This is a genomic window from Candidatus Leptovillus gracilis, assembly GCA_016716065.1.
Lineage (GTDB): Bacteria > Chloroflexota > Anaerolineae > Promineifilales > Promineifilaceae > Leptovillus > Leptovillus gracilis.
This window is the reverse complement of record JADJXA010000006.1, coordinates 1-12,871: the sequence shown is the minus strand read 5'-3', so window position 1 is coordinate 12,871 and position 12,871 is coordinate 1. Positions and strand designations below refer to the sequence as shown.

General features: G+C 60.3%; 9 protein-coding genes. 8 read left to right on the top strand and 1 reads right to left on the bottom strand.

Annotation, left to right across the window (positions count from 1 at the left end; translation table 11 throughout):
* Window positions 1-19: 19 nt before the first annotated feature.
* From IPM39_16420 to IPM39_16410, 3 genes are all read left to right on the top strand, one after another.
* Window positions 20-2,083, top strand: a complete 2,064-nt coding sequence (locus IPM39_16420) for a phospholipid carrier-dependent glycosyltransferase (GenBank protein MBK8987636.1) — start codon at window positions 20-22, stop codon at window positions 2,081-2,083.
* A gap of 13 nt (window positions 2,084-2,096) precedes the next feature.
* Window positions 2,097-2,396: a hypothetical protein gene (locus IPM39_16415; protein ID MBK8987635.1), complete on the top strand. Its 300-nt coding sequence runs from the start codon at window positions 2,097-2,099 to the stop codon at window positions 2,394-2,396.
* A gap of 113 nt (window positions 2,397-2,509) precedes the next feature.
* The gene (locus tag IPM39_16410) at window positions 2,510-4,120 is read left to right on the top strand and encodes a hypothetical protein (GenBank protein ID MBK8987634.1); all 1,611 of its coding nucleotides are present in this window, start codon (window positions 2,510-2,512) and stop codon (window positions 4,118-4,120) included.
* A gap of 59 nt (window positions 4,121-4,179) precedes the next feature.
* On the opposite strand, the gene IPM39_16405 is transcribed toward IPM39_16410, so the two are convergent.
* Complete coding sequence (locus tag IPM39_16405; GenBank protein ID MBK8987633.1) at window positions 4,180-6,030, bottom strand: hypothetical protein; 1,851 nt, start codon at window positions 6,028-6,030, stop codon at window positions 4,180-4,182.
* Between IPM39_16405 and IPM39_16400 the strand changes: the two genes are divergently transcribed.
* From IPM39_16400 to IPM39_16380, 5 genes are all read left to right on the top strand, one after another.
* Window positions 6,029-8,257 (top strand): phospholipid carrier-dependent glycosyltransferase, encoded by a 2,229-nt coding sequence (locus tag IPM39_16400; GenBank protein ID MBK8987632.1) that lies wholly within the window; start codon window positions 6,029-6,031, stop codon window positions 8,255-8,257. The genes IPM39_16405 and IPM39_16400 overlap by 2 nt on opposite strands.
* Before the next feature lie 170 nt (window positions 8,258-8,427).
* Window positions 8,428-10,185: a PD40 domain-containing protein gene (locus IPM39_16395; protein ID MBK8987631.1), complete on the top strand. Its 1,758-nt coding sequence runs from the start codon at window positions 8,428-8,430 to the stop codon at window positions 10,183-10,185.
* Window positions 10,186-10,250: 65 nt separating this feature from the next.
* A complete protein-coding gene (locus IPM39_16390) occupies window positions 10,251-10,994 on the top strand; it encodes a polyprenol monophosphomannose synthase (GenBank protein MBK8987630.1) in 744 nt (247 codons plus the stop codon).
* A gap of 55 nt (window positions 10,995-11,049) precedes the next feature.
* Window positions 11,050-12,270, top strand: a complete 1,221-nt coding sequence (locus IPM39_16385; GenBank protein MBK8987629.1) for an oligosaccharide flippase family protein — start codon at window positions 11,050-11,052, stop codon at window positions 12,268-12,270.
* Window positions 12,271-12,272: 2 nt separating this feature from the next.
* Window positions 12,273-12,871 (top strand): class I SAM-dependent methyltransferase (locus tag IPM39_16380; protein MBK8987628.1); only part of this gene is annotated, 599 nt, incomplete at its 3' end.

The window sequence follows — 12,871 nt, the reverse complement described above, 5'->3', positions numbered from 1 at the left end:
TTCACAATTCACAATTCACATGTCTCTCCGTCTCTCCCGCTCTCCCGCTCTCCTTCTCCTCCTGGTTCTCCTGCTGGCTGCCTTTTTGCGCTTCTGGCAGCTAAGCGACCTGCCGCCCGGCCTGTACCATGACGAAGCCTACAACGGCCTGGATGCCCTCGCGCTGCTCCAGGGCAAAACCTTCCCGCAGTTCTACGAGGGCTGGGAACTGTACGCCCAGGATGCCCACGCCAGCAGCCCCGCCCAACCCACGCGCTTCCCCATTTTCTTTGAGGGCAATTACGGCCGTGAACCCCTGCACATCTACCTCATGGCCCTTTCCATCTGGCTCTTCGGCCCCACCCCCTTTGCCATTCGTTTCGTCCCCGCTCTCTTTGGCGTCCTGGCCGTCTTCACCACCTATCTGGCGGCAGACGCAATCGTCAATCGCCAATCGTCAATCGCCAATCGCCAATCGTCAATCCGAAATCCGAAATCCGAAATCCCTCTTTTGGCCGCCTTCTTCATGGCTGTTCTTTTTCCCGCCATTCATTTCAGCCGCTTCGGCCTGCGCATGATGCCCTTCGTGGTGGTCGAAACGTTGGCCGTTTACTTTTTTTGGCGCGGTGTGAATGGTGCAGAGGAGCGGGGGAGCGGGGGAGAACAGGAAAATCGTCAATCGTCAATCCTCAATCGTCAATGGTTTCCGTTTGTCCTGGCTGGCTTGTTTTTGGGGTTGGGGGTGTATGTGTATGCGGTTGGGCGGATGCTGCCGCTGTTGTTTGCGCTGTTTGTGCCGCTCTGGTTTTGGCGGGATAGAGCGGCGCGGCGGTTGTGGCCGCAGGTGGCGGTGATGGCGGCTGTTTCCCTGCTTACAGCGCTGCCGCTGCTGCTATACTTCGCTCGCTATCCCTATTTTTTCTCTTTTCGCATGTCTTATGTGGCGAATAAAGGCAAGGGGGTGGTGGAAGGACGGCCGTATCTCACCTGGCTCTACAATATCGGGCGTGTGTTCCGGGGGTTGTTCTGGCAGGGCGAAACCCATTTGCGCCACAATTTACCAGGACGGCCGTATCTGGACCCTATCCAGGCCATCCTCTTCCTCGTGGGGTTGGTCCACCTCCTGCGGCAAAAATTCAACCCCCGCGCCATCTTCCTGCTGATCTGGCTCATCGTCATGCTGCTGCCCACCATCCTTAGCGGCGACGCCCCCCACTTCGGCCGCATGTCCGGCGCCGCCCCCGTTATCGCCATCCTCATCGCCATCGGCCTGGAAAAACTAATCCAACTCTCTCCCCATTCACAATTCACAATTCACAATTCACAATTCATCCTTCTCTTCCTCCTCGCCTCCCTCTTCTTCACCGTGCGCGACTACTTCTTCCGTTACGCTAACCATCCCCAACTGGCGGCCGATTTTCACTTGCCCGATTGGGAGTTGGGGCAGTACGCCGCCGCCCAACCGGCCGACGCCGCACTTTACTTTACGCCCACCCAGGAAGAAATGGCGACCATCTACTTTGCCCTGGCCGACCCGGAGCGGCTGCGCAGCTATGCCGGTGGGCAGGGGCTTGTGCCAATGGGGGAAGAAGGGCAAACGGCCGTTTACCTCCTCCGCCCCACCGCTCAGCAGGCCCTTGCCGAGCTGCAAGCCATCTTTCCTACCGGCTACATCGCCGCCCAATATCCCAACTTCATCGCCTTCCACCTTCCTGCCGCCGCGCCGCGCCTGCCGGTGGCCGAAATCTCCTCTATTTCCTTTGCCGATACCATCACCCTGCGCGGCTGGCAGGCAGCGCCGGCTGATGAGGCGCTGAACGTCACCCTGGTCTGGCAGGCGCAAGCGCCCATTGGCCAAAATTACACCGCCTTCGTCCACCTGGTTAACGAAGCCGGCGAATTGGTGGCCCAATTGGACCGCCCGCCAGCCGGCTACCCCACCGCCGATTGGCGTGTAGGCGAGATGGTGCTGGACACTTATCGCCTGCCGCTGCCACTCGATTTGCCGCCGGGCCAGTACACCATTCAGACCGGGTTTTACAGCTGGCCGGAACTGGTGGGATTGGGGGAAACGGCCGTTGTCCTGGGCCAATTCAACCGCTAACCGGGCATACCTTATGAAAGCAAACGTACACCGCACAATCCACAACACCGACTGGACCTGGTTCATTGTCTTATTGTTCAGCGTGATCTGGCTCCTATTTGCCCACAGTCGGACCTATTCAACCAACGATGCCTCACGCATGGCCGCCATCGAGTCGCTGGTGCATCGAGGCGTCTGGGTCATAGACGAATCGCCCTTTGTTCATACGCTGGACAAAATTAAAGTGGGCGACCATTTCTACTCCGACAAGCCGCCGATGTTGGCTTTGCGGGGAGCGGTATTTATTACGGCCTGCATCATGGTCTGGGGCTAACGCTGCAAAGCGAAGGTTGTGAGCCAGGCCAAAGCGCCAGCGGCTGCCTGGCTGTCCGCGAACCGGCCGAGGCAGATTGGGTTTATGTTGCCCTGACCTTTGTGCTGGTCAGTTTGCCCGCCACAATCATTCTGGCCCTCGCCTACAAATTGGCCCGATTTTATGGCTGGACAAACCCGACAGCCTTCTTTTTTGTGCTGGCCTTAGGGTTAGGGACCGCACTTTTTCCGTACAGCACTGTTTTTACCAATCATGTTCCGGCGGCGATGGGCCTGTTTATTGCCCTGTATCTGTTGCTGCGTCATGCAGCCCCCCCGCGCAGCGCGCTTCTGTGGGCTGGTTTTTGGGCGATGTTTGCCATAACCATTGACCTGTCGGCGGCGCTTTTTTTTGTCGCTTTTGCTGCTTATCTTGCCTGGCGCTGTCGCCTGTCGGCTATCTGGTACCTGGCTGGCGCTCTTGCGCCGGCCCTTATTTTTATGATTCTCAATTTTCAGATTGTGGGCAACCCTTTTCCGCCGCAGTTTTACGCCGCCGGTTACGATTTTGTCGGCTCCAAACTGTATGGCAATCTCAGTGGTTTTCGCGCTGCGGATAACATCCCCCGCTACGCCCTGGACCTGTTGATCGGCGAGAACGGCGCTTTGGCCTTTTTCCCTATTCTTGGCTGGTACTTGTGGGGCGCATGGCGCAGCCTGCGCGCAGCCCAAAGTCACGAGCGTCAGTTGGCGCTGCTTGTTTTGGGTGGCGCGCTGCTGCACTTCTTGTTCTTCTTGTTTTCAACCGATAACTTTGGTGGATTTGCTTTCAGCCCGCGCTGGCTTTTGCTGCCTGTGCCGCTGCTGGCCGCTTTTGCCCTGCGGACAGGCTGGCCGTCTGGTTTTGCGGGGCAAACGGCCGTCATCGCCATCGCCCTGTTTTCCATAGTCAGCACCTATCGCGGGGCGCTGGACCCCTGGGGACCGGCGCGGCCAATTTTGTACACGGCCGTCCACCTGCCCGAACCACGTCGCTACATCCCTGTCTCCCTCTCTGGTTATGGCAGCTTCGAGCACATTAATCCCGATGTGCGCCAAAGCTTTGGCGTCAATACCACGCCGCGCCGCTGGTTTGATGCCCGCGGCGGTCTGGTTGTGCCGCCCACCGAGGGATGGTGGTTTATTCATGAATCCACGCCGCTTTCACCCTGGCTGGCAAATGCTTTGGAGCTGAGTTCCGCGCCGCTTACCTATGGTTTCAACGCCGATTTAGCGCCAGCGGCGAGAGAATGGATTGCAACAATGGCGAAAACCGCCTATCGCAGCCAACAGTTGATTCCCACGGAGGCCGTCGCGGCGGAGACAATTTCGCTGCCGGTCACTTTTACCCTGGATGACGACCAGATTGGCCTGCATGGCTATGAACTGCACCACGCCGAAGATGCGCTTTGGCTGATCACCGCCTGGCAGATTGAGCAGCGCGTTTTTCCCACTGGTTCCCGGCGCATTTTTGCCCATCTGCTGGATGAAGAGGGGCAGATTGTGGCGCAAGATGATTCGTTTGCCGCCGATTATGAATCGTTGTTATTCGGGGATTATTTCTTCCAGGTGCAGCGAATTGATTTGGCAAATGTGGCGAACGGCCGTTACTGGCTTCAGGTTGGCCTCTACAACCCAGATCGGCAAATCCGCCTCCTCACCCCTGCCGGAGATGATCGGCTGCTGCTGCCGCCGTGGACGAAATAGGCAAGATTGGACCAATCTTTTGAGATTTGTCCAATCTAAACGGGTACAAATCTGGCTGGCTATCGTTGCAGCGTGGTCAAAATCACCGGTTCGCCCAATCGTTCGCCCGTCGCCTGATCATACAACCCCAGCCGCAGGCTGTAGGTTCCGGCTGGTAAGCCGTCCAGAGTAAGGCTGTGGCCGTCACTGATAAATTCCGCTGGCTGCCAGCAGGTGGTGGGCAGACGGCCGTTATCCGGCATCACATCCCGCTGCGCCACAATCGCCCCAGTTTCATCCACAACGTGAATAAAAACGGTGTAGGGCACGGCCGTTCGCGCCTGTGTCTGCCAATAAAGCGTCAGATCCAGCGGCTCGCCGGCAGCCAGATCGTACCCGAGCAGTTGGATGTCTGGCCCAAAAGTGGCGGTTAGTGGATACGTGGGCGTGGGCACGGCCGTTGCCATTACGCGCGGTGTTGCCAGCGGCCACTCCAGCGTGGTCGTCTCCCAGCGGACGTTGATGGCCCAGGAAACGGCCGTCACCACCAGCAGCAGCCACAAACCCGCTCGCTCCGCCAGACGGCCGTTGCCCCATGCACGCGCCGCCAGCAGCAGCGGTGCGGCGGCCAACATCAGCCAGATGCGCCCCACCTCGCCGCGAATCATGCCGCTGACCGTCAGCGCCACAAACGTCAGCCAAAACGCGGGCAGCAGCGGAACGGCCGTCGGCCAGCGGCGCAGTTCGGCCAACCGGGGCAGCGCCAGCACAAACAACGGCAGTCCGGCAAACATGGCAAAATCATACACGTTCCACACCAGCCACACCCAATAACTGCGCGACAGGTCGTGGCGCGCCGGGGCGGCGGCGTGGTAAATATCCAACGGCGTTACCCCGCTGACCAGCCAATAGACCAGCCAGACGCTCACCGTCCCGGCCGAAATCGCCAGGCCATGCGCCGCCAATCGCCGCCAGAAATCTGGCCGCTCTTGCGCCAACTGCGCCAGCACAAACAGCCCCACCAGCGGCGCAATCAAGGCATTCACCAGGCTCAGATAAGTCGCCAGGCTGATGACCAGCCCGCTCAGCAGGCCCAAGCGCCAATCATTGCGCCGCGCGCCCCGGTCGGCCAGCGAGAGAGCCAACAGGGCCAGCAGCGGGTAGAGGGTGTCCATGTGCGGCGCAAACGCCAGACGACCGGGCAGCAGCGCGGCCAATCCCGCCGCCAGCCAACCGGCCGTTGGCCCGGCCTGGCGCGCCGCCAGACCATAGGCCGGCCAGATGATCAGCGCCGCCAGCAGCGGCGTCAACAAGGCCACCAGCAGATTGGCCGACAGGGCGGCGTTGCTGCGCGTCGCCAGCCACATATCCGCGCAGCGCACGCCCCGCGCCCACTGCCCCAGCGGGTCGCTGATGGCCGGTAGGCGGGCCAAAAGCTGTTCGCTGCCGTAATAGGCCAGCACAATACCCGGCGGTTTGCTGCGCGGATGGGGATCGGCGCTGAAATTGGGCATGAGTTGGGGATAGCGGCGCAGGGCGTCGGGCAAATGGTCAATTTCCTGGGCGGCGGTAAAATAGCCGCTGGCCTGGGCGGAGGCCAACCGCTCGAACAGCAGCGCCGCCGGGCTGTAATTGCCGCCGGTGGTCGGCGTGAGATTGAGCAGGCTGGCTTGCAGCAGCAGGCTGAGGGCGAACAGGGCCAACAAAGCGCGCTGCGTCTGGCGGGCGGCCCGGTGGCGCAGCAGCCACCAGCCGACGAGGAACAAAACGGCCGTTACCGCGCTCAACAACAGGTTGGGCCAGGGCGGCCAGGGCAGCAGCGGCCAGCGCCAGCCTTGTGGGCCACGCAGCCAGGGGGACACATCCCATAAAATGGCCGGAGCCAACAGCCCACCCAAAACCAGAACGATTCGCAGCCGAAGAGATTGCATGATGGGATTTTACCGAAAGCAGGGGCAGAGACAAACAGCGCATTGGACGGCCGTTGCGCTGCTCTGGCTGGCGTTTGCTCTGTTGGTTAGCAGCGCCGTACAGAAAAGCGCCACCGTAGACGAACAGAGCCATCTCTTTCGCGGCATTGCCTATCTGCGCCAGGGCGCGACCCATTTTTTGCTAGGTCATCCCCTGGGGGCCAGCGCTTGGTCGGCGCTGCCGCTGCTCACTGAAGCAGATCTAATTTTGCCGCTGAACACACCAGCCTGGGAAAGCGGCAATTGGTCGTTGGCCGGTGACGCCTTTTTGTGGCAGCTAAACGCCAATCCGCTGCGCCTGATTTTTCTGGGGCGGCTGCCGGTGATGTGGCTGACGCTGTTGTTGGGGGCGTTGGTTTTTCGCTGGGGGCGGCAGTTGGCCGGGCCGACGGCCGGGTTGGTGGCCCTGGCGCTGCTGTTGTTTGACCCAAATGTGCTGGCGCACGGCCGTCTCATCACCGGTGACCTGGCTTTGACGTTGTTTTTCACGACGGCCGTGTATGGCTATTGGCTGTGGGCGCGGCAGTCCCGCCGCGCCGCCGCATGGCATTGGCCGGCGCTGCTGCTGACCGGCGCGGCGTTGGGGTTGGCGGCGGTCAGCAAGTTTAACGCGGCGCTGCTGCTGCCGGTTTTGACTGTTTTAGGTCTGGGGTTAAGCTGGCGGCGGCGAACCTGGCGGCCGCTGCTGGCGTTGGTGGTGGCCGGTTTGGTAGGTGGCGTGGTCGTCTGGCTGGTGTATGGGTTGGCGTTGCGGCCGCTGCCCGGCGGCGCGTTTTGGGATGATCTGTTCTGGCAGCTGCAGTATACCGGGCGTGGGCACGGACAGTATCTTTTTGGCGAAGCGTCGGCGGCCGGCTGGTGGTATTACTTCCCGGTGGCCTTTTTGCTTAAAACGCCGCTGCCGACGTTGGCGCTGCTGCTGCTGGCGCTGGCGGTCGCTGTCTGGCAGAAAGCGTGGCGCCTGGCGACGACCTGGTTTTTGCTGCTGCCGGTGCTGTTTTATCTGGCGGCCAGCATGGCTTCGGCGTTGAATATTGGCGTGCGTTATTTGCTGCCGATGCTGCCGTTTTTGTACCTGGCGACGGCCGTGTCCCTTTGGCGGTTGGCCGATGGGGTGTGGGCGCGGCGAACGGCCGCTGCCGGGGCCGCCGCGGTTGTGCTGATTAGCCTCTGGCAGTGGCCGCATTACATCCCATATTTCAATACCCTGGCGGGCGGGCCGGCCAACAGCTGGCGGCTGCTTTCCGACAGCAACGTGGATTGGGGGCAAGATTTACCGGCGTTGGCCGCCTGGCAGCGCCAGACGGACCAGCCGCTGCAACTGAGCTACTTTGGCACGGCCCATCCCAGCGCCTATGGCCTGGATTTTACGCCGCTGCCCACCTGGGCGGCCGGCCCAGAGCAGGGCGACCCGGCGCGGCAGGCGTATAATCCGGCCAATCCCGCGCCCGGCTTCTACGCCATCAGCGTGACCAATTTGCATGGCGTGGTGCTGGGCGAGGCGCGTGAGGCTTATGCCTGGTTCCGGGAACGGGAGCCGCTGGCGCGCATTGGCGACAGTATCTTCGTGTATTCAGTAGAGGCTGACGGGCCGCCGGTTCACGTGGCTTTCAGTGGGACGCGCCCAGGGGCCTTGGCGGCGGAATTGGCGGCGCAGTGGGCGACCAATGACGTGCGGCCGCGCTGGTTTGCGGCGCAGTCGAGCCTGATCTGGCCGGGGGAAGGGGGCTGGCTGGTGGTGGAAGGGGAACGGCCGTCTTTGCCTGAATTGGCGGCGTTGTGGCCGGAAGAAATGGTGACGGCCGTTGGCGGGCAGGCGCTTTATCGGCTGCCTGCCCCACCGCAGTGGGACTGGGCGGATCAGGTAGTGGATTTTGGCCCGCTGGTCTATCTGGGCTGGCAGCGGAGCGAGAACGGGCTGCTGACGGCGTGGCGGGTGGCGGCGGAGACGGAACGGCCGTTAAAAATCTTCGTCCATGCCCTCGATGAGCGCGGTGAGATTGTGGCCCAGTGGGATGGGCTGGACGTGGACCCATCTACCTGGCAGCCGGGTGATGTGCTGGCGCAGGCGCATCCGCTGGCGGCTTGGGACATGGCCGGGATTAAAAATCTATCTATCGGCCTCTACGACGCCGTGACCGGCGAGCGCCTGGGTGAGCCAGTTTCGCTGGGCAGCGTAGGGCAGTAGGATGCTTGTCGCTGGCGCTGCTGTATTGTTGCTCCGGTTCGGTTCAAGTACAATCCTCTCGTTTTGCGGTTCTGGCGAAACGTCATCTTGCTCAAAGGCGGGTCGGGCTTGAAGCCTGTCTCGCTTGTTTGGGCCTTATCTTGTTGAGGCAAAAGGAGAATGAATCCAGTATGTACGGTATTGAGAAAACCCCCAAAACAACTATGGTATGGACAAACGGCCGTTTCCCGGCAGCGGCGCTGGCCCTTTCTTTGTTGATCTTGCTGGTGTTTAGCCAGATAGCGTCGGCTCAGTTTGTGGCCAATGCGGTGCGCGTCAGCGTGGGCAGCGGCGGGGCGCAAAGTGATCTAGATTCTTATTTTCTGGCGGTGTCGGGCGATGCCCAGGTGGTGGCGTTTGAATCCTTCAACACCAATTGGGCGCCGGATCAAACTGAGGTGAATTTTGTTGACATTTTTATCCATGACCGGACGACCAATCTAACAGTGAAGATGATTGGTGACGACAGCCAACCCGCCGACCAGCGCAGTTTTGACCCAATGGTTTCCGCGGACGGCCGTTACGTCTCATTTAACTCCTATGCCAGCAATTTCGTGCCCGGCGACACCAACCGACATCCCTGGGTAGATGATGGGTTGGACGTTTTTTTGTACGACCGCCACACCGGTCAGTTAAGCCGGGTTTCCTTAAACCGGCACGGCGGGCAGATAGACGGCAACAGCGTCGGGTTTATTTCGCCCGATGCGCGCTACGTGATTTTTTCTTCCAATGGAGATGGGATTGTAGATACAAATTCCGACAGATTGACAGCCATTTACGTGCGTGATTTACAGACGGGCGTCATCGAACGCATCACCAAAGGCCCCGGCGGGGTTTATCCCGATGGTGTTGTGGTGGGCGCGGAGTCCAGTTATGACGGCCGTTTCATCGTCTACGCCTCCGACGCGACCAACCTGGTTCCTGGCGACAGCAACGATGTGCGCGACATTATGCTGTATGACCGGGTGACAAAAGAAACGCGCCTGATCAGCCGACCGGTGGGCGGCGGGCAGTCCAGTGGATTGAGCAACCCGGCGCGTATTTCGGCCGACGGCCGTTACATTGTCTTCCGCTCATTTGCCAGTAACCTGGTCCCCAACGACAGCAACGGCACGGCCGACATTTTTGTCTACGACCGGATTAGCGAGAGCCTGGAGATGGTCAGCGTCTCTTCGACTGGGCAGCAAGCCAACGCTGAAGGCAAAGACCCGGCCATTTGTGGTGACGGCCGTTATATTGTCTTTACCTCAGAGGCCACCAACCTGGTCCCCATCCCCCACAACGGCCAGCGCCAGGTTTTCCTGCGTGACCGCCTGACCCAGACCACCCATCTGGTAACGGTTGGTTTGGGTGGCGAGATGGGCAATGGCCGGGCGCACCGCGCCGTACTTTCTGCCGACTGTCGTTCGGTGGGTTTTGCCACCGAAGCCTCTAATATCGTGCCCAACGACACCAATAATGCCCGCGACTTGTTTGTGGCCGAGTTAATTACTCCGGCCAATTTCTCAGTTTCGTCGCTGGTTGGCAGTGGGTTGATGGAGCCAGGGGCAGCCTTTGAGTTTGTATTCATCTTGCGTAACCAGGGGCGGGCGACGCCAACGGCCGTGTTGAACAATCCCCTTCCCGCCCATGTCGTCCTTGTGCCCGGCAGCCCTACAAACGGCGCGGTCTACAATGCCGCAACCAATACCATCCAATGGAACGGCGTTATCCCCGCTGAGGGGCAAACAACGTTCTCTTACCGGGTGACGATTGACCCCGCCCTGACCGATTTCACCCTCATCACCAACCAGGCCACCCTGGCCGGTGACGGAGGCAGCCGCTCCCTGACATTTCATTTACCGATCCATGGCCTGAAAGTATACCTGCCCATCGCCGCGCGCGATTAAACGGCTGCCAGGTCGGTTAACCGACCTGGCTAGCCGCTGCGTCCCCGTCCGTGCAGGACAAACTTATGAAAATTTTCGTCGTCTTACCTACCTACAACGAAGCTGAGAATGTGCGCGCCATGACCGATGCGCTCTATGCCCTGCCGTTTGCCGACCTGAGCCTGGTCATCGTGGATGATAATTCGCCGGATGGCACGGGACAGATTGCTGATAAATTGGCGCTGTCTCATCCAGAGAAGATGCTGGTGATGCACCGGTCCGGCAAGCAGGGGTTAGGCACGGCCTATGCGCAGGGGTTTCAGAGGGCGCTGCAAATGGGCGCGGATGTCATTGTGCAAATGGACGCCGACTTCTCCCATTCACCCGATTACATCCCGCAAATGGTCGCGCAGTTGGCGGATTACGACGTAGTGGTTGGCTCGCGCTACGTGCCCGGCGGCCAGGTAGACGAGCGCTGGTCGTGGTGGCGCTATTTTCTGTCCTGGTGGGCCAACCAGGTTTATTCGCGCACTATTTTGGGCATTAATGCCAAAGACGCCACGGCCGGATTTAAGGTCTTTCGCCGACAGGTTCTGGAAGCGGTGGATTGGCGACAGGTCATCAGCAATGGCTACGTATTTCAAGTGGAAATTGCCTATTTGTGTCAGAAAATGGGTTTTCGGGTCTTAGAATTACCGATTTATTTTGAAGATCGCCGCATTGGCAAGAGCAAGATGGACGTGCCGGTGAAGGTTGAAGCCGTGTGGCGCGTCTGGCAAATCCGCTGGCGTTACCGGCATGTGCAGAAACGGCCGTCTACCTCCCACTAATATGGCCTCCCGTCCCCGACACATCCCAACGCTCACCCCCAGCCTGTGGCAAAGCATGGCGCTCGTTGGGGCCGTCACCCTGGCCTTTGCCTTCGATTACCTGTTTAACCTGGTCGCCGGCCGGCTGCTGTCGCCGGTGGAGTTTAGCGTGGTAGTGGCGTTGGCGGCCGTGGGGCAGGTGTTGGTTGTTGCTTCGCGGGTTATCCAAACCGTTGTCACGCGCTACATCGCCCGCTTTCAGGCAGAACCGGAGGCAGCGGGGCGTATCGCTTCTTTTTTCCAATCTATGTTTCGTCTTTCCTGGCGTTGGGGCGCGGCGGCTATGGGGGTGATGCTGCTGTTGAGCTGGCCGTTGGCCCAATTTTTGCAAATTGATGAGATTGGCGCGGTGCTGGCGCTGGCGGTGGCGACGCTGCTGATGGTGGTGCGGCCGGTGGTGGGCGGCGCGCTGCAAGGATTGCAGCAGTTTGCCGAATTGGGTGCGGTGCAGGTGGCTCAGGCGCTGCTGCGCCTGGTTTTTGGGGCGCTGCTCATCTGGTTGGGATTAGGCGCGTTTGGGGCGATGATATCGCTGCCGTTAGCCAGCGGCTTGGCCCTGCTGGTAGGCTGGCTGGTGCTAGATGGGGCGGTGAAGCAGAAAACGGCCGTCCACCATCAAGTCAAGCTGCCAGAGCTGTTTCGCTACTCGGCGTTTACGGCCGTTGGCCTCATCGGCTATGCCCTGCTGCTGAACATGGACGCCATTTTGGTGCGCCGCTTTTTTGATCCGGTGCAGGCTGGCAATTACAGCGCGGCCGTCACCCTGGGTAAAGTGGTTCAATTTTTTCCGGTAGCCATCATTATGGTTCTGTTCCCTAAGGCGGCGCAGCGGCAGGCCGCCCACCGCGACACCTCGCGGGTGCTTATTCCGGCCATGCTGGTGGTGGCCCTGGTCTGTGGTGGGCTGGCTGTATTGTATGCCCTGTTCCCCGATTTCATTGTGCGCGCCACCCTGGGCGGTGGGTATCAGGTGGATGGAGCGGTCTTGGGATTGGTGGGGTTGGCAATGCTGCTGTTGTCGTTGGCGAATGTCTGGCTCAATTTTTATCTCTCCACCGAATGGCCGCGATTTGTCTACCTGATTGGCCTGGGTATTCTCGTGCAGGCCGGGTTGATGATTGCCTTTCACAGCCAGTTATGGCATTTACCGGCGGCGATGGCCGTCAATGGTTTGTGGCTGACGCTGGCGGGGGGTGTGGTTTATCTCTGGCGGCGGCGTCACCCGGACGGGGAGTGACCATGCACCCCAAACTTCTCTATTTCCGCCACAAATTATTTCGCTACCGTCAGGTTGAGCAGCGAGTGGCGCAGCGCCTGGCGCAACGGCTGTCTCCCGCCCGCCTGTTAGACCTGGGCTGCGGCGATGGTGAAAACTTGCTGCGCTTCGCCGACGCACGGCTGCGCCGGGTAGGGCTGGAAGTTTCCTGGCCCCGACTGGGCACGGCGCGCACGATGAGGTTGGATGTGCTGCAAGCCAGCGGCGCAGCACTGCCCTTTCCGTCGGCCTCGTTTGCTATGGTGTACGTGGCCCATGTTCTGCACCACGTGGCCGATTATGAGCAGGTGTTGGCCGAAGTGGGGCGCTGTTTGGTGGATGACGGCCGTTTTTTTCTGGTAGAAACTGTCACCGACAGCGCTTTGCTGCGCCTGGGGCGGCGGCTGCACCCCGTCTGGCAGGGGGACGAGGTGGAGGTTAACTGGCGTTACACCGACCTGGTGGCGATTTTGCAGCAGGCTGGTTATGTTATTGAAGAAAGCGGCCGGTACAACATCTTCTTTTTCCTGTGGGAGATGGCGCCGCTGGCCTTTTGGCCGCTGGAACTGTTCACACCAATTTT